Annotated in this window: 23 protein-coding genes, 2 tRNA genes and 1 pseudogene; 22 read left to right on the top strand and 4 right to left on the bottom strand. The window is 59.9% G+C overall.

Translation table 11 applies throughout. The features are described 5' to 3' along the window. Positions 1-20: 20 nt before the first annotated feature. Complete coding sequence (locus ABCP74_RS02590) at positions 21-308, bottom strand: ACT domain-containing protein (protein ID WP_006235289.1); 288 nt, start codon at positions 306-308, stop codon at positions 21-23. 327 nt (positions 309-635) lie between these two features. Here ABCP74_RS02590 and rpmE point away from each other — a divergent pair, with 327 nt between their 5' ends. The 6 genes from rpmE to ABCP74_RS02560 all read left to right on the top strand — a co-directional run bounded on the left by rpmE (position 636) and on the right by ABCP74_RS02560 (position 8,436). Further along, the gene (gene rpmE / locus ABCP74_RS02585) at positions 636-1,061 is read left to right on the top strand and encodes a 50S ribosomal protein L31 (protein ID WP_006235303.1); all 426 of its coding nucleotides are present in this window, start codon (positions 636-638) and stop codon (positions 1,059-1,061) included. Between the two features lie 340 nt (positions 1,062-1,401). Continuing rightward, positions 1,402-4,209, top strand: coding sequence for a preprotein translocase subunit SecA (secA, locus tag ABCP74_RS02580; protein ID WP_343000647.1), 2,808 nt, complete (start codon positions 1,402-1,404; stop codon positions 4,207-4,209). After that, positions 4,209-5,357 carry a peptide chain release factor 2 gene (gene prfB / locus ABCP74_RS02575; RefSeq protein WP_343000648.1) on the top strand — a complete coding sequence of 383 codons (1,149 nt, stop codon included), beginning with the start codon at positions 4,209-4,211 and terminating at the stop codon, positions 5,355-5,357. Before secA ends, prfB begins: the two co-directional genes overlap by 1 nt. 168 nt (positions 5,358-5,525) lie before the next feature. Beyond that, the gene (locus ABCP74_RS02570) at positions 5,526-6,416 is read left to right on the top strand and encodes a YitT family protein (protein WP_250786790.1); all 891 of its coding nucleotides are present in this window, start codon (positions 5,526-5,528) and stop codon (positions 6,414-6,416) included. 246 nt (positions 6,417-6,662) lie between these two features. Then, positions 6,663-7,493: a transketolase gene (locus ABCP74_RS02565; protein WP_118079460.1), complete on the top strand. Its 831-nt coding sequence runs from the start codon at positions 6,663-6,665 to the stop codon at positions 7,491-7,493. A 1-nt stretch (position 7,494) separates the two neighbouring features. Then, positions 7,495-8,436, top strand: coding sequence for a transketolase family protein (locus tag ABCP74_RS02560; protein ID WP_343000649.1), 942 nt, complete (start codon positions 7,495-7,497; stop codon positions 8,434-8,436). Between the two features lie 121 nt (positions 8,437-8,557). On the opposite strand, the gene ABCP74_RS02555 is transcribed toward ABCP74_RS02560, so the two are convergent. Together ABCP74_RS02555 and ABCP74_RS09415 are read right to left on the bottom strand one after the other, a co-directional pair. Next, positions 8,558-9,115, bottom strand: a complete 558-nt coding sequence (locus ABCP74_RS02555; RefSeq protein WP_343000650.1) for a hypothetical protein — start codon at positions 9,113-9,115, stop codon at positions 8,558-8,560. Positions 9,116-9,223: 108 nt separating this feature from the next. Continuing rightward, positions 9,224-9,289: pseudogene (locus ABCP74_RS09415) on the bottom strand (zinc-ribbon domain-containing protein); the annotation flags it as partial. Positions 9,290-9,801: 512 nt separating this feature from the next. On the opposite strand from ABCP74_RS09415, the gene ftsE reads away from it, so the two are divergent. From ftsE to ABCP74_RS02505, 10 genes are all read left to right on the top strand, one after another. After that, entirely contained in the window at positions 9,802-11,022 is a 1,221-nt protein-coding gene (ftsE, locus tag ABCP74_RS02550) for a cell division ATP-binding protein FtsE (RefSeq protein ID WP_343000651.1), read from the top strand. Then, positions 11,009-11,929: a permease-like cell division protein FtsX gene (ftsX, locus tag ABCP74_RS02545; protein ID WP_343000652.1), complete on the top strand. Its 921-nt coding sequence runs from the start codon at positions 11,009-11,011 to the stop codon at positions 11,927-11,929. Before ftsE ends, ftsX begins: the two co-directional genes overlap by 14 nt. 192 nt (positions 11,930-12,121) lie before the next feature. Further along, entirely contained in the window at positions 12,122-14,257 is a 2,136-nt protein-coding gene (locus tag ABCP74_RS02540) for a ribonuclease R family protein (protein ID WP_343000653.1), read from the top strand. Positions 14,258-14,434: 177 nt separating this feature from the next. Then, positions 14,435-15,040 carry a recombinase family protein gene (locus ABCP74_RS02535; protein ID WP_055251867.1) on the top strand — a complete coding sequence of 202 codons (606 nt, stop codon included), beginning with the start codon at positions 14,435-14,437 and terminating at the stop codon, positions 15,038-15,040. 113 nt (positions 15,041-15,153) lie between these two features. Continuing rightward, positions 15,154-15,726, top strand: coding sequence for a VanZ family protein (locus ABCP74_RS02530; RefSeq protein WP_343000700.1), 573 nt, complete (start codon positions 15,154-15,156; stop codon positions 15,724-15,726). Between the two features lie 204 nt (positions 15,727-15,930). Beyond that, a complete protein-coding gene (locus ABCP74_RS02525; RefSeq protein ID WP_055310345.1) occupies positions 15,931-16,782 on the top strand; it encodes a MurR/RpiR family transcriptional regulator in 852 nt (283 codons plus the stop codon). A 10-nt stretch (positions 16,783-16,792) separates the two neighbouring features. Next, complete coding sequence (gene murQ / locus ABCP74_RS02520; RefSeq protein WP_343000654.1) at positions 16,793-17,716, top strand: N-acetylmuramic acid 6-phosphate etherase; 924 nt, start codon at positions 16,793-16,795, stop codon at positions 17,714-17,716. A gap of 57 nt (positions 17,717-17,773) precedes the next feature. Beyond that, a complete protein-coding gene (locus tag ABCP74_RS02515) occupies positions 17,774-19,204 on the top strand; it encodes a PTS transporter subunit EIIC (RefSeq protein ID WP_117773337.1) in 1,431 nt (476 codons plus the stop codon). 117 nt (positions 19,205-19,321) lie between these two features. Continuing rightward, positions 19,322-20,374, top strand: coding sequence for a MupG family TIM beta-alpha barrel fold protein (locus ABCP74_RS02510; protein WP_161194478.1), 1,053 nt, complete (start codon positions 19,322-19,324; stop codon positions 20,372-20,374). A 92-nt stretch (positions 20,375-20,466) separates the two neighbouring features. Then, positions 20,467-20,826: an arsenate reductase family protein gene (locus ABCP74_RS02505; protein WP_124786017.1), complete on the top strand. Its 360-nt coding sequence runs from the start codon at positions 20,467-20,469 to the stop codon at positions 20,824-20,826. A 72-nt stretch (positions 20,827-20,898) separates the two neighbouring features. On the opposite strand, the gene ABCP74_RS02500 is transcribed toward ABCP74_RS02505, so the two are convergent. Then, positions 20,899-21,309 (bottom strand): hypothetical protein, encoded by a 411-nt coding sequence (locus ABCP74_RS02500; RefSeq protein WP_124786018.1) that lies wholly within the window; start codon positions 21,307-21,309, stop codon positions 20,899-20,901. Between the two features lie 266 nt (positions 21,310-21,575). Between ABCP74_RS02500 and ABCP74_RS02495 the strand changes: the two genes are divergently transcribed. The 6 genes from ABCP74_RS02495 to ABCP74_RS02470 all read left to right on the top strand — a co-directional run bounded on the left by ABCP74_RS02495 (position 21,576) and on the right by ABCP74_RS02470 (position 24,155). Beyond that, positions 21,576-21,649 (top strand) — tRNA-Gln (locus ABCP74_RS02495). A gap of 17 nt (positions 21,650-21,666) precedes the next feature. Then, positions 21,667-21,743, top strand: a tRNA-Glu gene (locus tag ABCP74_RS02490). 97 nt (positions 21,744-21,840) lie between these two features. Then, a complete protein-coding gene (locus tag ABCP74_RS02485) occupies positions 21,841-22,758 on the top strand; it encodes a tetratricopeptide repeat protein (protein ID WP_117634813.1) in 918 nt (305 codons plus the stop codon). After that, the gene (smpB, locus tag ABCP74_RS02480) at positions 22,748-23,212 is read left to right on the top strand and encodes an SsrA-binding protein SmpB (protein WP_343000655.1); all 465 of its coding nucleotides are present in this window, start codon (positions 22,748-22,750) and stop codon (positions 23,210-23,212) included. The genes ABCP74_RS02485 and smpB overlap by 11 nt, the downstream gene beginning before the upstream one ends. Before the next feature lie 206 nt (positions 23,213-23,418). After that, positions 23,419-23,922, top strand: coding sequence for a flavin reductase family protein (locus ABCP74_RS02475; RefSeq protein WP_124786020.1), 504 nt, complete (start codon positions 23,419-23,421; stop codon positions 23,920-23,922). 89 nt (positions 23,923-24,011) lie between these two features. Next, positions 24,012-24,155, top strand: a complete 144-nt coding sequence (locus tag ABCP74_RS02470) for a rubredoxin-like domain-containing protein (protein ID WP_117638060.1) — start codon at positions 24,012-24,014, stop codon at positions 24,153-24,155. The last annotated feature ends 272 nt before the right edge of the window (positions 24,156-24,427 follow it).

The following is a 24,427-nucleotide window of genomic DNA, read 5'->3' as shown; positions in this document are numbered from 1 at the left end:
GTCGCCACGCGGCTTGCTCGCTACAGGCGGTACATAAAGTTGAAGACGTCCTCGCGCTGGATGGACACGTTGACGCCCGAAAGCTCGCCGGCCTCGGCCAGTGCCTTCTGCAGCTCGGCGAAGTCGAGCTTGGACTCGGCGGTGTCGGCCAGCATGGTCATGGTGAAGATGTCCTCGATAATGGACTGCGTAATGTCGCGGATGTCGACGTTGGCCTCGCCTAGGACACGGGTGACGCCGGCGACGATGCCGGGGCGGTTCTTGCCAAGGACGGTGATGACGATACGGGAGGACGAGATCTCGGCCATGGGAAACCCTTTCGCGTGATTGCGGCGCGCGCGGGGCGCTCCGCTACGGTACAGTGTTCATCATTGTACCTGTCTGGCGCCAAAAGGGGCACCTTTGCTGCGGCGTTACACGTCTGCAACATGGGAGAAGGGGCAAAGGCGCCCGTTTGCCGCAATTCGTCGTGTCGTCTGCTGTGTCTTGGGCGCGATGCACAGCGCAAAGACCGTGAACCTTTTGTGGGACACGCGGCGCCGTGGTACCATAGCCGAGTTTGTTGTCTTGGTCGGAAACCAAGACGCCTTATGCGCTGATCGGTAACCAGCGCCTGACCAATAAGGAGTCCTACCATGAAGCAGGGTATCCATCCCCAGTATGTCGAGTGCACGGTGACGTGCTCCTGCGGCAACACCTTCAAGACGCACGCTACCGTGTCCGAGATGAAGGTTGAGCTTTGCAACGAGTGCCACCCGTTCTACACCGGCCAGCAGAAGTTCGTCGACACCGGTGGACGCGTCCAGCGCTTCGCCGACAAGTTCGGTGGCGCCGCTGCCGCCCAGCTCAAGAAGGCCGAGGAGGCCAAGGCTGCCAAGGCTGCCAAGGCTGCTGAGGCCGAGGCCGCTCGCAAGGCCGCCGCTGAGGCTAAGGCTGCCGAGAAGGCCAAGCGTGCTGCTAAGTTTGCCGAGGAGGCTGCCAAGCAGGCCGCCGAGGCTCCCGCAGAGGCTCCCGTCGAGGAGGCCGCTGCCGAGGCCGAGACCACCGAGGCTGCTGAGTAAATAGCTCGCCGAGGAATCGCTCGCATTCGTGGCTAAAGGGCCGCGTATCCATTTGGGTGCGCGGCCCTTTTCCTTTATTGGTGCAAGCTAACCTGTCCCCATTGCACCAGATTGGTGCGAAGGGGACGGGTTCGTTTGCACCAAATGGCAGAGATACAGCGTTTTCCCAGATAAAAACTGCCAAAATAAACCAGTCCCCTTTTGGCAGGTTGGTCGTAGTTATTACGTGGCGGTCGAGGTCGACCGTATAGGCCGCGCCTTGTTTGGCTAAAGTACAATCATCTGTGTTTAACTCGCCCGCAGCTGCACGGCGTGGGCGATGGCCAAAAAGGAAAACCACATGGGATTCATGTCAAAGCTGCTGTCCTTTGGATCCGATAAGGACCTTAAGCGCTACTACAAGATCGTCGACAAGATCAACGGTCTTGAGCCCCAGTTTGAGAAGATGACCGAGGAGGAGCTCCGCGCCCAGACCGATAAGTTCCGCGAGCGCTACGCCAACGGCGAGTCGCTCGACGACATGCTCCCCGAGGCCTTTGCCACCGTGCGCGAAGCTTCCAAGCGCACCATGGGCATGCGTCACTTTGATGTACAGCTCATCGGCGCCATGGCGCTGCACGAGGGCCACATTGCCGAGATGAAGACCGGCGAAGGCAAGACCCTCGTCTCCACGCTGGCCGGCTATCTCAACGCTATCGCCGGTAAGGGCGTGCACGTCGTCACCGTCAACGACTACCTGGCCAAGCGCGACTCCGAGTGGATGGGTCGCATCTACAAGTATCTGGGCATGACCGTCGGTCTGCTCCAGAACAACATGCCGCTCGAGCTCAAGCGCCCGGCCTACCAGGCCGACGTCACGTACGGCACGAACTCCGAGTTCGGTTTCGACTACCTGCGCGACAACATGGTCACCCGCCCCGAGCAGCGTGTTCAGCGCGGTCACAATTACGCCATCGTCGACGAGGTCGACTCCATCCTGATCGATGAGGCCAGAACGCCGCTCATCATCTCGGGCGCCGGCACCAAGTCCGCCAGCACCTACAAGGACTTCGCGCGCGCCGTGCGCGGCCTTGAGCGCGGCGAGGACGTCTCGCACGACATGCTCACCGCCACCGAGGACGTTGAGCCCACGGGCGACTTCGTCATGGACGAGGCCAAGCACACCATCGCCGCCACCGAGCGCGGCCTTAAGAAGATCGAGCGCCGCCTGGGTATCGATGACATCTACGCCGATCTCTCCGGCCAGCTGGTCAACCACCTGCAGCAGGCGCTGAAGGCCCAGTACATGTTCCACCGCGACAAGCAGTACGTGGTCACCAACGGCGAGGTTAAGATCGTCGACGAGTTCACCGGCCGTATCATGGAAGGCCGCCGCTACTCCGAGGGCCTGCATCAGGCCATCGAGGCCAAAGAGGGCGTGCTCGTGCGCGAGGAGAACCAGACCCTTGCCACCATCACCCTGCAGAACTACTTCCGCCTGTATGACAAGCTCTCCGGCATGACCGGTACGGCGCTCACCGAGGACGCCGAGTTCCGCGAGATCTACAAGCTGCCCGTCGAGGTCATCCCTCCCAACAAGCCCGTGCAGCGTGTTGACCACGAGGACCTGGTGTACCGCACCATCCAGGCCAAGTACAACGCCGTTGCCGACGACGTTGAGCGTCGTCACGCCAAGGGCCAGCCGGTCCTGGTGGGCACCGTCTCCATCGAGAGCTCCGAGAAACTGTCCGCCGCCCTCACTAAGCGCGGTATCGCGCACGAGGTCCTCAACGCCAAGCACCACGAGCGCGAGGCCCATATCGTGGCCCAGGCTGGTCGCTATGGCGCCGTGACCATCGCTACCAACATGGCCGGCCGTGGTACCGACATCCTGCTGGGCGGCAACCCCGACGAGCTGGTGCGCGAGCGCCTGGAGTACGAGGGCCTGACCATGGAGGACGTGACGCCCGAGCAGCTCGAGCAGTTTAACGCCGAGGCCAAGGAGACCTGCAAGGCCGAGCGCGAGCGTGTGCTTGCCGCCGGCGGCCTGACCGTTATCGGCACCGAGCGCCATGAGTCCCGCCGTATCGACAACCAGCTGCGTGGCCGTTCCGGCCGTCAGGGCGACCCGGGCGAGACCCAGTTCTACCTGTCGCTTGAGGACGATCTGATGCGCCTGTTCGGCGGCGACAGGATGGACCGCGTCTCCAAGATGATGGTCACGGCCGACATGGGCGACGACATGCCCATCCAGCACAAGATCATCTCCAAGGCCGTCGAGAACGCCCAGCATAAGGTCGAGAGCATTAACTTCTCCATGCGTAAGAGCGTTCTTGAGTATGACGACGTCATGAACAAGCAGCGCCAGGTCATCTACGCCGAGCGCAACAAGATTCTGGACGGCAAGGACCTGACCGACCACATCACCGAGGTCATGCACGATACCGTGTACCGCTGTGTTCAGGAGTTCTGCACCAAGGACAGCCACGAGGGCGAGCGCGATCTTGAGGGTCTGCGTAAGTGGGTCGTCGAGCTGACCGGGCATATCGATACCCCTCAATTCCCCGACGAGGACTTTGAGGCCCTGGCCGCCGATGTCCTGGCCTATGTTGAGAAGTGCTACAACATGAAGGCCGAGCGCCTGGGCGAGGACCTGATGCGCGAGCTCAATACCCAGGTCATGCTGCGCGTCATCGATACGCGCTGGATGAACTACCTGCAGGAGATGGACTACCTCAAGACCGGTATCGGCCTGCGCGGCTTCGGCCAGCGCGACCCGCTGGTTGAGTACAAGACCGAGGCCTACGGCGCGTTCCAGATACTCGTCGATACCATGTACGAGGATTACCTGCGCACTGTTCTGCGCATTGAGCTCAAAGCTGCCCCGCAGGCTGTGGAGCACAAGGAGGACCCCGCCCTTAAGGGTGCGCGCTTCTCTGGTCCCGCCGAGGTCGATGGCGACAACAGCGATTCGGTACTGCGCAAGCAGGCTCAGGTGCAGGCCCGCACCGCCGTCCAGGGTGGTCCGGCTGCCGTTAACAACGGTGGCAAGGTGACGACCTACCGCAAGTCCGAGAGCGATGACCCCTATGTCAACGTGGGCCGCAACGACCTGTGCCCTTGCGGTAGCGGTAAGAAGTTCAAGTACTGCCACGGCAGGAATCGTTAATGGCCGAGACTCTAGAGGTAACTCCCGCCGAGTTGGACGCGTTTGCGGACCGACTCGGCGAGGTCGAGTCATATCTCCATTTGGACGAGAAGCGCACCCGCGCGGCGGAGCTCGAGGCCAAAAGCGTCGCCCCGGGCTTTTGGGACGACGCCGATGCCGCTCGCGCCACGATGGAGGAGATCGCACGCGCCAAGGAGGACATCGCCGCCGTGGATACCGCGCGCGGTGAGCTCTCCGATGCGCGCGCCGCGTTGGAGCTTGCCGAGGAAATGGGCGATGACCCCGATGCCGCTGCGCTGCGTGAGGAGGCTGCCGCCACGGCGGAGCGCCTATCCCGCGCCATCGACGAGCTTGAGCTTGCGAGCTGGTTTACCGGCGAGTTCGATCACGGCGACGCAATTGTGACCATCAAGCCCGGGCAGGGTGGCTTGGAGGCCCAGGATTGGACCTTCATGCTCTTTAAGATGTACATGAAGTACTGCCAGCGCCGCGGCTGGAAGGTTACCATCAACGATTGCCCCGCGGCCGAGGTCATCGGCATCGATCGCGCGACCTTTACCGTCGAAGGCAAGGATGCCTTTGGCATGCTTCGTGCCGAGGCCGGTGTTCACCGCCTGGTGCGCATTAGCCCCACCGACGACAAGAAGCGCCGCCAGACTACGTTTGCCGGCGTCGAGGTCATTCCGGTGCTACCCGACGATATCGATATCGAGATTAATCCCGATGACATTCGCGTCGACGTGTACCACGCAAGCGGCCCGGGCGGTCAGGGCGTCAACACCACCGACTCCGCCGTGCGCGTGACGCATTTCCCCAGCGGTATCGTGGTCACGTGTCAAAACGAGCGCAGCCAGATTCAAAACAAGGCCGCTTGTATGCAGATCCTCAAGGCTCGTCTGTACGAGATTGAGCTCGAAAAGCGCGCCGAGGCCCTGGATGAGATTCGCGGACCCAAGACCACAATTGGTTTTGGCAACCAGATCCGCAGCTACGTGCTCTACCCGTACCAGATGGTTAAGGACCTGCGCACGGGCGTGGAGACCAGCAACGTCGAGGCCGTTCTTGACGATGGCGATCTGGATCCGTTTGTAATTGGCTATCACCGTTGGGCTACCGGCAACGCTGACGCGGAGACCCCGTCTGCCTAAACCGCTCGGTTTATGTGGAAATGGATTAAAACCCTCCGAGCAGGGCGGTTTTGTATCCAGAACAAACCCTGCACAGGGGTGGTTTTTTGTTTGGCGAATCGGTAGAATCGAATACAAGAAGAAGTTCAAAGCGCATCCGATGGGGTGCGCTTTTTTGAGGGAGGCAGCATGGCATATCGTCTGGACATCAAGCGCATTCTTTCGATGAACTTCTTTCACGATCTGCCCCAGATCATGTTGGGGTGTGCCTTGGCCGCCATCGCGACCGACCTGTTTTTGATTCCCAACGGTCTTGCAGCCGGTGGCGTTACGGGCCTTGCGACGATTATCCAGGCAGTCGGCGCAGCGCGAGGCGTGTCGCTTCCCGTCGGTATCCAGACCATCGTGATGAATGCCTTGCTGCTGCTGATCGTTATGCGCGAGGGTGGCATGTTCTACGTAGTGCAGACGGCGACGGGCTTTGTGCTGCTGGGCTTCTTTACCGATCTGTTTGCCCCGTTTGTAGCGCCTCTGGCACATGCGGACCTGATGCTTCCCGCTATGTGGGGCGGCATTATCACGGGCATTGGTTACGGCATGGTGTTGCGCGCCGGCGCCAACACCGGCGGCTCGGACACGATTGGCCAAATCATCTCGCGTAACACCTCGCTGCCGGTGGGCTCGACCGTCATGGCAATCGACGTTGCCGTATGTGCGGCATCGGCTCCGGTCTTCTCGCTCGAAAATGCTCTGTACGCAGGACTTTCGATGGTGATTAGCGGCTATGTGATCGATGCTGTGGTCGATGGCGGCAATAAGCGTCGTATGGTGCTCATCATCTCGGATAACTTTCCCGATATCGCGGCCGACATCATGTATGGTCTGGGCCGCGGCTGCACCAAATTAAAGGCGACCGGTATGTATTCGGGCGTCGAGAAGCCGGTGATCATGGTGATCGTTAGCCGTCGAGAGCTCAACACCCTCAAAACGATCGTGCGCGAGCGCGATCCTCACGCCATTGTGACGGTCGCCGACGTTACGGAAGCCTTCGGTGAGGGATTCAAGGACATTAACGCGTAGGCTGAATTTCGGTTTGCGGATCATTTTTGTGCCGGGGCGAGAGGTAGCCACCGCATCCAAAAGACGTTCACATTGATAAACCGTTTCATCAGCGGTTCTGCCTGCTAAATTGTTCAAATAATGATAAAAACTCTGGTAAAGCCATCGGTTTCCAGCATAATGAATGACGTACGTGCATTGCGGCTGTGTTGGGATTACCTTCGGTGCCGTGCGCATCTTGTCTTAAGAGGATGAAAGGAAGGCACAATGAGCGACGAAGAGCTCAAAAAGGTTGCCAACGAGGTAAGGAAGGGCATCGTCACCGGCGTGCACGCTGCCAAGTCTGGCCATCCGGGCGGTTCGCTCGGCGCTGCCGACATCATGACCTATTTGTACTTTGAGGAAATGAACGTCGACCCGGCCGATCCCCGCAAGGCCGATCGCGACCGCTTTGTGCTCTCCAAGGGCCATTGCGCTCCGGGCCTGTACGCCGTGCTCGCCGAGCGCGGGTTCTTCCCCAAGGAGGACCTCGAGACGCTGCGCCATATCGGCAGCCACCTGCAGGGTCACCCCAACATGAACGACACCCCGGGCGTCGACATGTCCACCGGCTCGCTCGGCCAGGGCATTTCCGCCGCCGTGGGCATGGCCGTTGCCGCTAAGCACTGGGGCGATACTTACCGCACGTACGCCCTGCTGGGCGATGGCGAGAGCGAGGAAGGCCAGGTCTGGGAGGCCGCCATGTTTGCCGGCAACCAGCAGCTCGACAACCTCTGCGTGATCGTCGACCACAACGGTCTGCAGATCGATGGCCCCGTCGAGGAGGTCAACGACCCCATGCCGCTGGCAGACAAGTTCCGCGCCTTTAAGTTCCATGTGGTGGAGCTTGCCGACGGCAACGACTTCGACCAGATCCGCGCTGCCTTTGCCGAGGCCCGCGCCACCAAGGGTCAGCCGACCGCCATTATCGCCGAGACCACAAAGGGCAAGGGCGTCTCCTTTATGGAGAACCAGGTGGGTTGGCACGGTAAGGCCCCCAACGATGAACAGTTTGAGCAGGCCATGGCAGAGCTCACGGCCGCCGGAGAGGAGCTCTAGGATGGCAGATGTCAAGAAAATCGCCACGCGCGTAAGCTACGGCGAGGCCCTCGTCGAGCTCGCCAACGAGCACGATGACTTTGTGGTCCTCGACGCCGACCTGGCCGCCGCCACGCAGACCGGTAAGTTCAAGGCAGCCTGCCCCGACCGCTTCTTCGATGTGGGTATCGCCGAGAGCAACCTGATGGGTGTTGCCGCCGGTATCGCGACCACCGGCCGCGTTGCCTTCGCGAGCAGCTTTGCCATGTTTGCCGCCGGCCGCGCTTTTGAGCAGGTCCGTAACTCCATCGGCTATCCGCACCTCAACGTCAAGATTGGCGCCACGCACGCCGGTATTTCGGTGGGCGAGGATGGTGCCACGCATCAGTGCTGCGAGGATATCGCCCTTATGCGCGTCATTCCCGGCATGACCGTCATCGTTCCCGCTGACGACGTCGAGGCCCGCGCCGTGACGCGCGCCGCCTACGAGTGCGACGGCCCTGTGTACATGCGCTTTGCCCGTCTGGCCTCGCCGGTCATTAATGACCCCGAGACCTACAAGTTTGAGCTGGGTCGCGGCATCGTTATGCGCGAGGGCGCCGACGTTACCATCATTGCCTGCGGCCTGATGGTCGGCGAGGCCCTCGAGGCTGCCGAGCAGCTTGCTGCCGAGGGTATCGACGCCGAGGTCATCAACATGCACACCATTAAGCCCATCGACTCCGACCTGATCGTCAAGAGCGCCACCAAGACCGGCCACGTCGTGACCGTCGAGGAGCACTCCGTGATCGGTGGCCTGGGCAGCGCCGTTGCCGATGTCCTGTGCGAGCAGTGCCCGACGCCGCTCAAGAAGATCGGCGTCAACGACACGTTCGGCGAGTCCGGCCCGGGTGCCGAGCTCCTGCACAAGTACGGCCTGGACGCCGCCAACATCGTGGCGACCACCAAGGAGTTCTTGGCATAAGGCAAGGCGGATCTCAAAGACTGCTTCGCCAGTACTATGGAAACCCGGCAGGGGCGCTCTCTTGGAGGGCGCCCCTGTTTCAGTTGCGGTGAAATAAGGACTGTTTTGCCAGCCTAAAGGCTCAATTAATCCGCATTCCACCGCAACTTCCGAAGGAGTTCCCGCTTGTGCTGGCTCCATCGCGACGATTGATTGCGGCTTGGCACAGTGCAGCGACATCGGGGGCATCGCTGCCTCGGTATGTCATGGCGAGCAAAGCGGCATCATAGATTTCATCATTGGTCACATCGGCGGCATCAATGGGGCAGAAGGCGAGAATCGAATCCTGTTCTGCAAGCTCGGCCAGATCGATCGTTTCACCCATGGCAAAGGCATCATCGAGGACGAGTGTGGCACTCGTGCATGGAATTTGATAGATCGTGCCATCCGCAGCGATAGGGGAACCTGCTGCCTCGAGCGTGTAGACACCTTGTATGAGATTGATGCCAGAGCCATCGGAGGCGACGAACTCAATCCTGTCGACCGTTATTCCGTCGATGGTCTTGCCCGTAATATGTATCGGAACGCGCGATGCCCCGTTATTGGTGTCCCAGCCCGCAGCCGCGACATCCAGCACGATGGCGTGCTCCGAATGGGCGGATACAAAGTGCGACAACACCTGCCGCAGATGAAGACCCATACAGCTACCGCCGACAATGCCAATTACCAGCATGCAGGCAAGGATGACCGCAACGTGGTTCCGAGGCTTTACTCGAAGCTCAGAATCAGCAGAGATGCTATTGACGACAGCCCCGCACGCCGTGCAGTACCTTACGCCATCGCGCAACTCAGCTCCACAATAAGGACAATTCATACTGGCCCCCACAACCATAGGCGCTCCCATCGAGGCCACTGTAAATCGACAATCCAAATCCGAGTTGCGCAACAATGAGCCCCAATATAAGTTGCGGTGAAATAAGGACTGATTAGGGCTTTTAACTGCTAAAACAGTCCCTATTTCACCGCAACTTTTAAAGAGGCCGTATCAAGCAGGATTTCTATTGGGATAAGGGCCCAGCACAACAAAGTGCAATTCAGACCCTCCCAACTTTGTGTGCGCAGCATCTCAAGTTGGTGCGGCGGCCCCTTAGTAGCCGCAGGCCGGGCAAAGGGTTGCCTCCCAAATCTTTCCGCAGGACGGAGGAAACCCCGCAGCGCGAAGCGCGTAGCGGGGCTTCCGACATGTCCGAGGACGATTTGGGAGGCAACCCTTTGCCCGGCCGACGGGAACAGAAACCCCGCCATGCTTCTTATGTGCAGCAAAGCTAATGCTGCTAAAATACAAAGCGCTCATGTAGTTTAAACGCACGACGATAAGGAGCACCAGTGGGTAACCACTTCCGTACCTCCGGTGCGGGCGATGACGCCCCCAAGACGCAGCCAGGCGCCGCGGGCACTCGTTTCGCCACCCCGGATTCAGAGGATCAGCTGTTTAGCCCGATCCCCGCACAGCCGGCAGATCAGGCACAGCCGGCATCAGATCCCTTTGCCTACAATCCCACCAATGATGTCGAGCTTTCCGAGGCCGCGGGTTTTGAACCCGTGCAGAAGGTGACCGCTCGCGTGGATCAGCCCCAGGCGGACGCTGTCGCGCCGCAGCCTGTCATGGCCGGTATTCCCGATCCCATGGCTCCTGCGACTCCGGCGCCACAGCCTGCGCAGTCCGGCCTTTTTGCCGGTATTCCCGATCCTACGCAGCCCGCGGCTCCCGTAGTCGAGAGCGATCAGGCCGCCGAGGTCGCAAGCCTCGACAATGCGCTCAACAACCCCGACTTTACGTCGGTGTTTGCGCCCATCGATCCGCAGGCCAGCCGCAAGAAGATGGCCAAGCAGGCCGGTGTCGAGCCCGTCATCCTCATGGAGCACGTCACCAAAATCTACCCGGCACAGCCCAACAAGCCCGCGCTCGACGACATCAACATCGAGATCTATCCTGGCGAGTTTGTCTTCTTGGTCGGTCACTCCGGCTCGGGTAAGACCACGCTGCTGTCGACGCTCAACCGCGACGTCAAGCCGACGAGCGGCCGCATTTTGGTCGCCGGCCAGGACCTCATGAAGATCAAGAACCGCAAGGTTCCGTTCTTGCGTCGCCAGATCGGTGCCGTGTTCCAGGACTTTAAGCTTCTGCCTCAGAAGTCCGCCTACGAAAACGTGGCGTTTGCCCTGCAGTGCATCGGCAAGCCCAAGGGCGTCATTCGCAGCCAGGTGCCCGAGGTGCTTCGCCTGGTCGGCCTGGCCGATCAGATGGACTCTCTGCCCGATCAGCTGTCCGGTGGCGAGCAGCAGCGTGTCGCCGTTGCCCGCGCTATGGTCAACCGTCCGCCGCTGCTTATCTGCGACGAGCCCACGGGCAACCTCGATCCGGCGATTTCGCTGGGCATTATGAAGCTGCTCGAGCGCATTAACCGTACCGGCACCACCGTGATCGTCGCCACGCACGACCGCGAGATGGTCGATAGCATGCACCGTCGCGTGATCGCCCTCGAGGGCGGCCACGTAATCCGCGACCAGGAGAGGGGAGGTTACGGCAACTATGGCACCAACTAACGTGGGCTATTCGCTCAAAGAGGCTATCAGCCACTTCTTCCGTAACTGGACCACCTCGCTCGGCGCCGTCATCACGATTTTCCTTTCGCTGTTTATCATCGGCCTGTTCATTATGGGTTCCGCGATGCTGAACTCCGTGATCGGTACCGTCGAGGATCAGGTTGTCATCAACGCGTTCATTAGCGATGACGCCGATGAGGCAGATGTTCAGGCCTTTGAGGCCGAGCTCAAGACGTGGAGCAACGTCAAGTCCGTGACCTATAAGGACAAGGACGACGCGCTGGCCGAGTACACGAGCAAGATGTCGGGCAACGCCGACGCTACCATGAGCGCGCTCGACGGTCAGAACCCGCTGCCCGCCTCGTTTGCGATTGAGATGGACGATCCGTCTCAGGTCGAGAGCACGGCCAAGAAGCTCAAGAAGAACGCCGACTTCCAAAAGATCGCGGACGACGGCGACGTCAACGCGAGCGTGCTGTATGGCCAGGAGGAAGTGAGCCGCCTGTTCCAGGTAACCAACTACATCCGTATCGCCGCCGTGGTGCTCGTCGGTCTGCTGACCTTTATCGCGTTCATCTTTATCAACAACACGATTCGCCTGTCCATTACGGCGCGTCGTCGCGAGATTGCGATTATGCGCCTGGTGGGCGCCAGCAACGGCTTCATTCGCGGGCCGTTCATTACCGAGGGCGTGCTTCAGGCCATTCTGGGCTCGCTGCTTTCCATCGGTGTTTTGGAGTTGCTGCGCAACCTGCTGGTTCCGCGCCTGCAAGAGAGTGTCGGCTGGATGTCGTTTACGCTGCCGATGCAGTACTATCTGGTGACCTACGCCGCGCTGATTCTTGTCGGCGTGATCATCGGCCTCTTTGGCTCTGCCATCGCCATGCGCCGTTATCTGCGCGTGTAAGCGCTGCGGATATGCCGTCTGCAACGGGTCGTCCCTTTCCAGGGGCGGCCCGTTTTTTGATCCCCTGGGGACGGAGGAAAACGGATCACTTGGGGGTCGTTCGATTCGAGTGATCCGCAATCCTGCCGTCCCCTTGGGATCATTTGGGTAGACTCTTGGGGTGTAAGCGGCTATCGATAGTAAGGAGGCGCCATGGGGCGCAATAACAAACATAAGCGTAGCGCACGCAATAAACGCGGGCCGGTGCGCAGCGAGCGTCGTCCGAGCATGACTGGCCGCGTGCAGCTCCATGAGCACAGCGCTTATGTCGTGACCGACAACGGCGATTACAAGGTTATGGGTCGCGGTAAGCGTGAGATTATGGACGGCGATACCGTTGCCGTGAGCATTAAGAACAGCCCGCATGGCGAGCGACGCGCCGTAATCGAGGGCGTCGTCGAGCGTGCGGCCATTAGTGTGGTGGGCACGTACCAGACCGCCGGCCCGCTCGGGGTGATCGAGCCGCTTGATTCTCGCCTTAAGGCCGATTTCTTTATTCTGCCGGAGGACACCTCGGCGGAGCGCTTGGGCGTTCATCCGGGTGATGCGGTCGTCGCACGCATTCTGACATATCCGACGCGCCTGGAATCGGGCACCGTGACGATCGAGCGCCGTATTGGCGGCGATGATGCGCCCGATTTGGGCGTTCAGTATGTGATGGCGCGCTATGGCTATACCGATACGTATCCCGAGGCCGCGCTAGCCGAGGCCGAGGCACTTTCGCTCGATGTGGCCTCGGCACTTAAGGACCCGCTCCGCCGAGACCTGCGCGACCGCTTTGTCATTACGATTGACCCGGTCGACGCGCGCGACTTTGACGACGCCATCTCGCTGGAGCGTACGCCCGAGGGTGGCTACAAGCTGGGTGTCCATATTGCCGACGTTTCGCACTATGTTGCCTGGGACGGACATATCGATCTGGAAGCCCGCCATCGCACGACGTCGGTGTATCTTGCCGATCGCGTGCTGCCCATGTTGCCCGAGCGCCTGTCGAACGATTTGTGCTCGCTGCGTCCCGACGAGGACCGCCTGGCGTTTACCGTCGACATTGAGCTCGACGCGCAGGGTCGCGTGCGCCATTACGATCCCTATCCCAGCGTGATTCGCTCGCGCGTGCGCATGGACTATGACGGCGCCGAGGCGCTGCTGGTACGTGCCGGTGCGGTGGAGTATTCGGTGCTGGAGGGTGCCGCCGAGGATGTTGCCGCGGTTGAAGCCTCGCGCGAGGAGGCGCTCGAGCGCGGGCTTGCGTGCGAGGAGACCGCTCGCGGCTATAACGTCGACTTGGGGGATTTCCTCGTAGCTGCCAACGAGCTCGCCGAGCTTCGCCGTCGTATTCGTCGCGCACGAGGTTCGGTCGACTTTGATACGGCCGAGATCCGTGCGCTGTTGGACGAGGACGGCGTGCCCGTGCAGATCGTGGCCCGTGAGCGCTCGTGTGCCACGTCGCTGATTGAGGAAGCCATGCTGCTGGCCAACGAGTGCGTTGCAGAGTGGCTGGCAGACCGTGATATCGAGGCCTGCTATCGCGTGCATGAGGATCCGAGCCCCGATAGCCTGCACGGTGCCGCCGTTGCGCTGGCGCAGCTAGGCATCATCGACGATCGCCGTGCTGCCGGTATTGCCCTGGGGAGTCCCGATGAGCTGCAGGCTGCAGTTGATGCTGCCGCCGGTACGGCCAACGCACCGCTCGTCAACACGCTGCTTCTGCGCAGCATGCAGCGCGCGCTGTACAAGCCGCGCAACGAGGGCCACTTTGCGCTCGCCGCGCCGTGCTACTGCCACTTTACGAGTCCCATCCGTCGCTACCCCGATCTGGTGGTGCACCGCGTGCTCAAACTGCAGTTGGCCTATGAGCAGCTCGGCGGCAAGGACGCCTTGGTCCGTACGCCGCGGCTGATCGGCAAGGGGCGCGAGTCGCTGCCGCGTATTCTGCCGCAGATCTGCCGCGCATGCAGCGATGCCGAGCGCGCGGCAGATGCCGCCAGCCATGCGACACAAAAGATCAAGATTGCCCAGTACTATGAGGACCGTCTGGGCGAGCGCTATGCCGGAACCGTCTCGTGGGTTAGCAGCATGGGCCTCTTTGTGCGCTTGGATCTAACGCAGGTCGAAGGCTTGATTTCGATCAAGAGCCTGGGCAACGAGTGGTTCGAGTTCGACGAGGACGCGCTTACGCTGACGGGCGCCGACACGGGGACTCGTTACGAGCTGGGGCAGCGCGTGATTGTCGAGGTCTCGCGCGTCAATACCACGCGTGGGCACTTGGACTTTAAGCTTATCCATTAGCCAAATCCCGACTCATGGTGGGGGAGCGGAGGGCGGCCTTTCGGGACCGCCCTTCGCATTTGAATCGTGGCTACCTTGCCGTCTGCTCGGCCGCCCGCTTACCTGCTATTTGAGAGGTAGAACCTACCAAAATAAACCTGTCCCTTTTTGGCAGGTTTACAAGAAAGCGGGGATGAGATGGCGACGGTGTACGGTTATGCGCGGGTGAGTTCGCGCGATCAGAATCTTAATCGGCAGCTGGATGCGCTGGGCGCCTATGGCGTGGGCTCGGCGAATATTTATGCCGACCATGCGAGCGGCAAGGACTTCGATCGACCGCGTTATCGCGAGCTGCTGCACGTTCTGGGAGACGGGGACGTGCTGGTGGTGCTTTCTATCGACCGACTTGGTCGTAATTACTCCGAGATTCTTGAGGAATGGCGGCGCATTACCAAGGAGCTCGGGGTTGCCATTGTGGTGTTGGACATGCCATTGCTTGACACGCGTGTCAGGGCCAGCGGCGCGCCGGATGTGACCAACACCCTAATTGTCGATATTGTGCTGCAACTGCTGAGCTACGTGGCGCAGGTGGAACGCGAGAATATCCATCGGCGCCAGGCGGAGGGAATTGCAGCGGCGCGGGCGCGAGGGGTCCGTTTCGGTCGACCTCGCAAGCCGTGCCCTCCTCAGTTTGAGCTAGTGCGCGATAGCTATGAGGCAGGCGATATTACCCGCAGCCAGGCAGCAAAGTGCCTGGGCGTGTGCGTGGGGACGTTTGATCGCTGGATGCGCGAGGCGGGGTAGGGGTTTGCGTCGCTTTGTTGCTTCCTGTTGCGATTCAAATTTTGATACGGTGACGATGTCATTTGGGGCTACACTCGCTGATATTCAAAAAAGGAGGTTGGCCTTTGGCGCACATGAAGATAATAATCGGGTGGACCGCGATCGCTCTGTTCGCCGCAACGCTGGCGGGCATCTGGGTGCTGACGGAGCAAAACGCAGTGCAGACGTCGTTGCTGAGCGAGTCCACCGCGCGCGTGGTGGAGGGTCAGGCTGCGAGCGTTCAGGCTACCGGCATCACGGGTGAAACTCAGGCGGGGGACGGCATGACTGAGAGTACCAATCCGGCTGCCTCGACGGTCCAGCGTGGTCGACTTGCTTCCATTCGCATGTGGGTAGGCGCAAACGTCCGTCGCGTCGCCCATACCGTAGAGTTTTTCTTCGTCGGATTGTTCGCCTCGGTGATCGTGGTCTGCTTTTCCAGGCGTCCATGGAGTGTGTGTTCCCGTTGCGTGCCTGTGTTTCTCTTTTGCGCTGCCTGTTCCGTTGGCGACCAGGTGCATAAGATCTTTGTTCCCGGCAGGCATTTCGACGTTATCGATTTAGGATTCGATGCTGCGGGCTATGTCACCGCCATGCTGTTGGTATTGCTGGCAGCGGCGTTGGTGCGCCATGTGACTCGGCCGATCGGCGCCCATGCGAGGCGCTAGCCGGTAACAAACCCGTTTCTGATAATGCGACCTTGTTGAATTATTTTGTGTCGCGCGTATTTCCGAGCGGTCGGATTTGAGGGGCGAGCGGTAGAACGCTCGCCCTTTGTGCGCCACGATGCGGCACAATGTACCGCAAAAGCTGTTTGTATACGGTACGAATCGTTCGTTGGTCTTTAATTCTTCTCAACGGAGGTGTTTGAGATGGCAAACGGATTGCTTTTGCGGCTTCGCGAGCGTGAGCTCAGCGCGAGCCCGGCGGAACGCAATGTCATCGCATATGTAAGCGCTCATCCGCACGAGGTGGTCGGGCTGTCCGTCCGCGGTCTTGCCGATGTCACGTTCTCCTCGCCCTCGAGCATTTTGCGCTTTTGCAAGCGTTTGGGTTTTGCGGGCTACAAGGAGTTCCAGCGCGAACTGATTGCCGAGCTGGCGCTCTTAGGTGACAAGAAAGACGTTGCCCTCGAGGACATCTCCATGGATGACAGCGTCGAACGTATCGTGGGGAAGGTGATGAAAAGCAACGTGCGAACGATCGAGGCGACGGCGCGAACGCTCGATTACACCGTCTTGGAGCGATGCGCGGCCCGTCTTAAGCGGGCACGCGCGGTCAATCTGTTCGGTATTGGTGCCTCTCGTTTGGTCGCACACGATCTGGCGCAAAAGCTCATGCGTGTCGACAAAGAGTGCCATCTGTACGACGACTGGCATGATCAGCTCTTGTGTGCCAAGAACATGCATGAGGGCGATATGGCAATCGCCTTTAGCTACTCGGGCTTGACGCAAGAGGTGCTGGACTGCACCGCCGAGGCTCAACGTCACAACTGTCCCGTCGTGGCCGTTACCAAAGTAGATGGATCATCCAAGCTTGCCACCATGGCCGATGCCGTGCTCGGCGTCGCCGCGAGTGAACCCTTGGTCCGCAGCGGTGCCATGGCTTCGCGTATGGCCCAGCTTATGGTTGTCGATGCCCTGTACGCTGCTTACGTTGCCAGCGACTACGAACGGGCGACGCATGTCATTAAGCAAAACTACATCGAGAAACAGGAAAGATGAGGTGAATGAAATGCTCGATTTAACAAAATTCACGACCGAACAGCGTAATCAAAGGTCAATGGACCTCGATACGATGACATCGCTGCAAATCGTCACGACGATGAACGATGAGGATCTTCGTGCCGTCCAGTCGGTCACGAAAGTTTTGCCCCAGGTTGCCGCAGCAATCGACTGGGCTGCTGAGGCACTCGAGCGCGGCGGGCGCGTCTTTTACATGGGCGCAGGCACCAGCGGTCGTCTGGGCGTACTCGACGCTTCGGAGTGTCCGCCCACGTTTGGCGTGTCACCCGATCTGATTGTCGGGCTCATTGCCGGAGGCGAGACGGCGTTTATCAGGGCTGTCGAAGGTGCCGAAGACAGCGAGGAGCTTGGCGCGAACGACCTGCGAGAGCGTGGACTCTCGGACAAGGATCTTGTCGTTGGCCTGGCGGCAAGCGGTCGTACTCCTTATGTGGTGGGCGGCCTTGTGTACGCCAAGGCAACTGGGTGCAAGACCATTGCAATTGCCTGCAACCAAGGGTCGAAGATCGGGGAGAGCGCAGATCTTGCCATTGAGCCCGTGCCCGGTCCCGAGGTGCTGACCGGCTCAACGAGGCTCAAGGCGGGAACGGTTCAAAAGCTCATTCTCAACATGATTTCGACCGGTGCCATGGTCAAGATCGGCAAGGTATACCAAAACCTGATGGTCGATGTGCAGCAGACGAACGAGAAGTTGGTGGTGCGCGGCCAGAACATCGTGATGGAGGCGACCGGCTGCACGCGCGAGCGCGCTGTTCAGGCGCTTGCAGATGCCGGCGGCCACGTAAAAACCGCTATTGTCTCGGTGCTGCTGGACTGCGATGCCGAGCAGGCCGCGGTAGCTCTTGAGCGGGCGCGAGGCCATGTCCGTGCTGCGGTGAGTGGCCATGAGAAGAGCAATGCCGACGCCCGATAGGTGCGCGGCGTGAGCTGATATGACATCCAGACGAGATACCCAATACAAGGAGGAGTTATGACGAACAAAGAGCTGGCTCAAAAGCTGCTGGACCTTTTGGGCGGTAAAGACAACGTGCTCGCAAACGCGGCGTGCATGACGCGCCTGCGCGTGACCGTCAAAGACGCGGGCAACGTCGACACGGAGGGTATTAAGGCACTCGACGGCGTGATGGGCCTGGTCGAGGACGACACGATGCAGATCGTGCTGGGGCCGGGCAAGGTGAATAAGGTGCTCGAGGAGTTCTCCAAGCTCACTGGCCTTGCGAAAGGCGTTGCCGACGAGAGCGTGGTTGACGCTGCGGCCACAAACAAGGCCGCGCAGAAGGCCAAGTACGAGTCTAAGCCGGTTCAGGCCTTCCTCAAGAAGATTTCCAATGTCTTCGTCGCCCTGCTTCCCGGCATCATTGCGGCTGGCCTCATCAACGGTATCTGCAACGTCATCAACGTCTCGACGGCAGGCGCGCTTGCAGGCGAGTGGTGGTACCAGGGCATTCGTTCCATGGGCTGGGCCCTGTTTGCCTATCTGCCCATCTTGGTGGGCTATAACGCGGCACGTGAGTTTGGTGGCTCCGCTGCGCTGGGCGGCATCGCCGGCATGATGTGTATCGCCAACAGTGCCATGCCCCTGCTTGCGCCTGGCGCGGCCGATCCTGCCACTGCCATTCTGCTGCCGCTCACCAATGCGCAGTACAACCCCGCAGCGGGCGGCATGATCGCGGCTCTTATCGCCGGCGCATTTTTTGCCTGGATGGAGCGTCAGATTCGCAAGGTTATGCCCAACGCACTCGACACGTTCTTGTCCCCGCTGCTGGTGCTCATCATCGGCGCCTTTGCTCTGATGCTCGTCATCCAGCCGGTTGGCGCATGGCTGACGACTGCCATCTTTAGCGTTTTGACCTTTATCTTCGAGAAGCTGGGCGTCCTGGGCGGCTATATCCTGTCGGCAGGTTTCTTGCCACTGGTGTCTGTCGGCCTGCATCAGGCGCTCACGCCGATCCACGCTATGCTCAACGATCCCGACGGCGCTACCAAGGGCATCAATTACCTGCTTCCCATCCTTATGATGGCTGGCGGCGGTCAGGTCGGTGCCGGTCTGGCGCTGTACTTTAAGACCAAGAACGCCAAGCTCAAGAAGTACGTCGCCGAGTCCATTCCCGTTGGAATCCTGGGTGTGGGCGAGCCTCTGATGTATGCTGTTGCGCTGCCGCTCGTTCGCCCGTTTGTGACGGCCTGCCTGGGTGCCGGATTTGGCGGCGCGCTCGCGGCGCTGCTTCACATCGGCACGGTTTCTCAGGGCGTTTCCGGTCTGTTTGGCTTGCTGATCGTCGTTCCTGGCCAGCAGCTCGGCTACGTTGCCGCTATGCTGCTTGCCTATGCCGCCGGCTTTGTCCTGACGTGGTTCTTTGGCGTCGACGAGCAGAAGATCAACGAGTTCTTTGGCGAGTAGTTTGATATCGCGAGCCGTGTTGCTCAGAGCTCGCGGCGCGCAGCAGATTTCTTGATGCTATGGTTGTGCCGGCGGGGCTAACTGCTCCGCCGGCCTTTTTTAAAGGAGCGTTGAAGCGTGAAAACGGGTATTTCGATTTATCTTTCCAGCCCTCTGCAGGATATTGAGCGAACGATTGAGCGTGGCGCCGCGGCGGGTGCACGCTATGCGTTCACCTCGCTGCATATTCCCGAGGATGGGGGAGCGGCGTATGCCGATAAGGTCCGTCATGTACTGTCGCTGCTTTCCGCCCGCGGCATTGCGCTCATTGCCGATGTGGGACCGCGCACGTGCGATTTGCTCGGGCTTGAGCGCATCGAGGACCTGCGCGATCTGGGGTTGGAATACCTTCGTTTGGACTATGGCTTTAGCGCCCGGCGGGTCGCGGAGCTGTCCGGTGTATTTCGCATTGTGGTCAATGCATCGACGGTGAGTTCTGATGAAATCGCATCGTGGCGTGAGGCCGGTGCCGATGTGACTCGTTTTGCCGCCTGCCACAATTTTTACCCTAAGCCTTATACCGGTTTAGCTCTGGAGGACATTGCTCGGACGAATCTTCGTCTTGCGGCGCTTGGATTCGAAATCATGGCTTTTGTGCCGGGTGATGCCAACGTTCGCGGGCCGGTATTCGAGGGACTTCCGACGGTCGAGGCACATCGCGGTCGCGCGTCAAAGGTTGCCCTCAACATGCTTGAGCTCGCACATGGCGCCGATTGCGACATTGTGTTGGTCGGCGACCCCGATCTTTCCGATGCGGGCTGGGCGCAGTTTGCTCAAGTTTCCGCCGGATACGTGGACCTGCAATGCGAGCTTGAGTCCGGTTATGCCTATGTACGTGGGCAGATTCATCACGACCGGCCCGATTCGAGCGTCCTCATCTTTAGGTCTCAGGAGTCGCGCACGACGCTTAAGCCGGATTCCGTGCCGACGGATGCCGGAGCCGGCCTGCCGCGAAAGGCGGGGTCGATCGCTGTGAGTAATAGCGGCTATGGGCGCTACGAAGGCGAGCTTGAGATTGCGCGGGTCGATCTTCCCGGTGGCGAGCGCATGAACGTTGCGGGCCATATCACGCCCGAGGCAATGGAGCTGCTGCCGTTCATCAAACGCGGATTCGGGGTACGGTTCGTTTAGCGTGTGACCCGTGGGCTACAATTGGCCCATCATACGAAGGCGCCTCGTGTGGCGTGTGCCTGCGTTGGCCGATCTATATTCGGAGGATTCCCATGACCGTACTGTTTGTTGAATATCCCAAGTGCTCGACCTGCAAGAAGGCCAAGGCATGGCTGGACGAACACGGGGTAGAGTATATCGACCGCGATATCGTTTTGGACAATCCCACGGCTGATGAGCTTGCGACCTGGATTGCTCGTTCGGGGCTGCCGGTGCGGCGCTTCTTTAATTCGTCGGGCATGAAATATCGAGAGCTGGGTCTGAAGGCGCGTCTGGATGCGGGCATGACGGATCAGGAGTGCTACGAGCTGCTGGCGACCGACGGCATGCTGGTTAAGCGCCCACTGCTGGTGGGCGACGACTTTGCGATTCCCGGCTTTAGGGAATCGGCTTGGGCCGAGGCGTTGCTGTAGCGGCTGCGGAAAGCGCGACCCGTTTTGAGTGCTCAGGGTGGGACGTGTTTTCCATCGGCGGGCTCGCTCGGCTCAATCCTCGAGCTGTGCCCATTCGTGCGGATTGTAGACCTTTACGTGCTTGTTGGGCTTGCCGCTCCAGTACTCCTCGTCCATAAAGGGCAGATATGCCTGAACACCGGGGCAGATAAAGGGAATCCGCTGCTGTTGCAGTCGCTCGCGCTGTCGCTGCTCCAGGTGCGCCTCGGATATGACAGTCGGCATACCGGACAGCTCGACGAGGCTTGCCTGGATTCGCTTAAGGTCGGGGAGTCCCGCGTGCCATGACATCCGCATGATCAAAAAGGATGCACGGCGGTATTTTGCCTGCATCACCGTGATGGCGGGGCGCAGGGTGGGATGGATTTTGTCCCGTTCGGGCCAAAGGTCAGCAGTGATCTCGAGGCCCAGGGTCTCCCATAGGTAATCAAGCTCTTCGTCCATGGCGCCTCGATATCTACGTGATCATTGATACTTCGATTGTGTTGCCTGGTGCTATCGTTTTCGCGGTAGAATCTGCCAACGGTTGACGGCTACCGCTCGCGGCGTTTTGCCCTTCGTGTGCAGCGGTCGACTTCACAGGTCCTTCACGTGTCGGCCGTATTTGACTGAATTTCAAAAAATTCAAAATTGGGGCTTGCGTCACGGCCGGACTTCCCGTATATTTCTTTCTTGCGCAAAGGCACAGCCGAGCGCAGCGATGCAGTCATTGGGATGTCGTCTAATGGCAGGACAGCGGATTCTGGTTCCGTCAATGGGGGTTCGACTCCCTCCATCCCAGCCATTGCATTTGCTACATATGGCCCGTTCGTCTAGCGGTTTAGGACGCCGCCCTCTCAAGGCGGAGATCACCAGTTCGAATCTGGTACGGGCTACCAAAATTGAACGCCCGGGCCTCGTAAGAGACCCGGGTTTTGTGTATTGACCGATATTTAAGGCGCGCGTTGAGTCTGCCGCCCGGACCGAGGAGTTGTCATGGACCTGCCTATCAGCTTGGAAGACATCACGTATGCCGAGAACTATCTGGCGCAGGGCGACCTGGCTACGGCGACGCCGCTGCTTGAGCGTCTGGTGGAGCTCGCCGAGGAGTATATCGACGCTGAGTGCAAGACGGAGGAGAAGCGCCAGTACTTTAGCTTCGACAGCAAGTTTGAGCGCCTGGCCTATCGCCGCGTGGAGAAGGATCCGCGCGAGCTGGTGCAGGTCGAGGTTCCCTTTGACCGCCTGTACTCCGACATGGCGTTTGCCTACATCCGCCAGCAGGATTATGTGAGTGCTCGGAATGCCCTGATGCAGGCCGTGCGTTGGGATCCCATGAACTGCAACTATCGCTTGGACTTGGCCGAGCTGTTCCGCGCGCTCGAGGACAAGCAGGAGTGGGCATCGCTCTCGTTCTCGGTGCTGGAGCGCGCGAGCGACGGTAAGTGCGCCGCACGCGCCTACACCAACTTGGGTCAGTACTTCTTGGAGCCCGAGACCGAGAACATTTCGGCTGCCGTGGGCTGCGCGCGTCTGGCGCTGCGCCTGGCGCCCAACGATGCGCATACGACGCGCCTGCTCAACAAGATCCATACCACCTATCCGGATGCCGCGGACGAGAGTGACGACCATGTGATGGGTGAGCTCGCCCTGCAGGGCGTGCCGACCTCGCCTTCGGCCGAGATTGCCATCTGCCTGATCATGTGTGCGACCGACGCTGCGAGCGACGGCGACAAGCAGGAGGCTACGCGCCTGACGGTCCGTGCCCGCGACCTGGTGGGCGAAGAGGCGTGCGCGGCGATTATCAAGCTGGTGCGCGAGAGTGATGCCGAGCTTAACGCCGAGCGCAAGGCAAAGCGCGAGGCTGCGGGCTCAAACGCCGATGGCGCCAAGGAGGCCGGCGATGCCCAGTAAGCGCAAGCTCATTTCCAAGAATCGCTCGGCTCATCACGAGTACTTTATCGATGAGACGTTTGAGTGCGGTATTGAGCTGAGCGGTACCGAGGTCAAGTCGATTCGCGAGCGCGCGTGCCAGATTACCGATACCTTTGCACTGATTCGTGGCGGCGAGTGCTGGCTCGTGGGCCTGCATATCCACCCTTATAGCCATGGTGGCGTGTGGAACCGCGACCCTGATCGCCGCCGTCGTCTGCTGCTGCACCGCAAGGAGATTGACTTTCTCGACGGTAAGCTGCGCAACCGCGGCTATGCGCTGGTGCCGCTGGAGCTCTACTTTAATACCGACGGCCGCGTAAAGCTGCTGCTGGGCCTAGGCCGCGGCAAGAAGCTTTACGACAAGCGCGAGGATATGGCCAAGCGCGATGTCCAGCGCGAGATCGACCGCGCCCTCAAGGAGCACAATCGCTAGGCGTTCTGTATAAGTTGCGGTGGAATACGGACTGTTTTGCCTGTTTGAGGGGCTATTCAGTCCCTATTTCACCGCAACTGCGGGCGTCTCATCTTTCTTACTGTTCTGACACATATGTCTCAAAGGCGGCATCCGTTATGGGCGCCGCCTTTTTTGTGGGTACATACATCCATGAGGTTCCAACCCGGGTTAGGGGAGTGATCGTTATGGACAAAACTGCGTTCTTTACCATGCCGAGCGGTCTGTACGTGGTGAGCGCCGCGGCAGACGGGCTGCGCGCCGGCTGCGTCATCAACACTGCGGTGCAGGTGACGTCCATGCCGCCGCGCATTTCGGTTGCCGTGAACAAGGACAACGTCACCTCGGGCGTCATCGCATCGGCCAAAGCGTTCGCGCTGACCGTGATCGATCAGACCGCCGACATGCTCTACATCGGTAACTTTGGGTTCCGCACCAGCAGCGATTATGACAAGTTTGCCAAATACGAGACCCGCGAGACGGCTCTGGGCATGCCCTATGTGCCCGAGCACGCGACGGCCCTGTTTAGCTGCCGTTTGATCGACACTGTGGATGTGGGCACGCATCTACTGTTTATCGGCGAGGTCGAGGATGCCGAGCACCTGAGCGACGAGACGCCGCTCACCTACGATTACTACCATAAGGTCCTGAAGGGCAAGACGCCTCCGAAGGCGTCCTCGTATCAAGGCTAGAAATGTTCTAAAAATACTTGCATTATATTATTGATAACATATACTAATAAGCGAAGTACATCACCAGTCGCGTTCGAGAGGAGAACATCATGGCTGAGGAGAAGAAGACGTATAAGTTCGTGTGCATCGTTTGTGGCTACGAGGTTGAGGTCGACACGCCCGAGCTGCCCGAGGACTACGTGTGCCCGGTCTGCGGCGTCGGTCCCGATCAGTTTGAGCTCGTCGAGGAGTAGCTCGCAGACACACGGCGAAAGCCGAACATAGCTCTGTCCAAGGGCCTCGGTCGAATTCTCGCCCGGGGCCCTTTTCCTCCGCCCCCAAGGGATCGCGGTTGCTGTTGGCCGATCCTGTCTGTTGTGAGTCCGGCCGACCTTTTGTCTCAATCTGTAACATCTAACGGTGGAAATTTGGCCCACTTGTTACAGATTGAGACAAACGGAGCTGACCCTCGGAATGATCTCGATCTGTAACATCTAGACATCAAAAGCGGGTCTAGATGTTACAG

Origin of the sequence: Collinsella aerofaciens (genome assembly GCF_039062315.1) — a bacterium.
In the GTDB taxonomy this organism is placed as follows: Bacteria; Actinomycetota; Coriobacteriia; order Coriobacteriales; family Coriobacteriaceae; genus Collinsella; species Collinsella aerofaciens_BG.
The sequence above is the reverse complement of the archived record's forward strand: the minus strand, read 5'-3'. Positions and strand labels throughout refer to the sequence as shown.

Coding starts and splice junctions, on each gene's coding strand:
- ABCP74_RS02590 (WP_006235289.1), bottom strand. CDS start 308: ATGGCCGAGATCTCGTCCTCCCGTATCGTCATCACCGTCCTTGGCAAG.
- rpmE (WP_006235303.1), top strand. CDS start 636: ATGAAGCAGGGTATCCATCCCCAGTATGTCGAGTGCACGGTGACGTGC.
- secA (WP_343000647.1), top strand. CDS start 1,402: ATGGGATTCATGTCAAAGCTGCTGTCCTTTGGATCCGATAAGGACCTT.
- prfB (WP_343000648.1), top strand. CDS start 4,209: ATGGCCGAGACTCTAGAGGTAACTCCCGCCGAGTTGGACGCGTTTGCG.
- ABCP74_RS02570 (WP_250786790.1), top strand. CDS start 5,526: ATGGCATATCGTCTGGACATCAAGCGCATTCTTTCGATGAACTTCTTT.
- ABCP74_RS02565 (WP_118079460.1), top strand. CDS start 6,663: ATGAGCGACGAAGAGCTCAAAAAGGTTGCCAACGAGGTAAGGAAGGGC.
- ABCP74_RS02560 (WP_343000649.1), top strand. CDS start 7,495: ATGGCAGATGTCAAGAAAATCGCCACGCGCGTAAGCTACGGCGAGGCC.
- ABCP74_RS02555 (WP_343000650.1), bottom strand. CDS start 9,115: ATGGGTCTTCATCTGCGGCAGGTGTTGTCGCACTTTGTATCCGCCCAT.
- ftsX (WP_343000652.1), top strand. CDS start 11,009: ATGGCACCAACTAACGTGGGCTATTCGCTCAAAGAGGCTATCAGCCAC.
- ABCP74_RS02540 (WP_343000653.1), top strand. CDS start 12,122: ATGGGGCGCAATAACAAACATAAGCGTAGCGCACGCAATAAACGCGGG.
- ABCP74_RS02535 (WP_055251867.1), top strand. CDS start 14,435: ATGGCGACGGTGTACGGTTATGCGCGGGTGAGTTCGCGCGATCAGAAT.
- ABCP74_RS02530 (WP_343000700.1), top strand. CDS start 15,154: ATGAAGATAATAATCGGGTGGACCGCGATCGCTCTGTTCGCCGCAACG.
- ABCP74_RS02525 (WP_055310345.1), top strand. CDS start 15,931: ATGGCAAACGGATTGCTTTTGCGGCTTCGCGAGCGTGAGCTCAGCGCG.
- murQ (WP_343000654.1), top strand. CDS start 16,793: ATGCTCGATTTAACAAAATTCACGACCGAACAGCGTAATCAAAGGTCA.
- ABCP74_RS02515 (WP_117773337.1), top strand. CDS start 17,774: ATGACGAACAAAGAGCTGGCTCAAAAGCTGCTGGACCTTTTGGGCGGT.
- ABCP74_RS02505 (WP_124786017.1), top strand. CDS start 20,467: ATGACCGTACTGTTTGTTGAATATCCCAAGTGCTCGACCTGCAAGAAG.
- ABCP74_RS02500 (WP_124786018.1), bottom strand. CDS start 21,309: ATGGACGAAGAGCTTGATTACCTATGGGAGACCCTGGGCCTCGAGATC.
- ABCP74_RS02485 (WP_117634813.1), top strand. CDS start 21,841: ATGGACCTGCCTATCAGCTTGGAAGACATCACGTATGCCGAGAACTAT.
- smpB (WP_343000655.1), top strand. CDS start 22,748: ATGCCCAGTAAGCGCAAGCTCATTTCCAAGAATCGCTCGGCTCATCAC.
- ABCP74_RS02475 (WP_124786020.1), top strand. CDS start 23,419: ATGGACAAAACTGCGTTCTTTACCATGCCGAGCGGTCTGTACGTGGTG.
- ABCP74_RS02470 (WP_117638060.1), top strand. CDS start 24,012: ATGGCTGAGGAGAAGAAGACGTATAAGTTCGTGTGCATCGTTTGTGGC.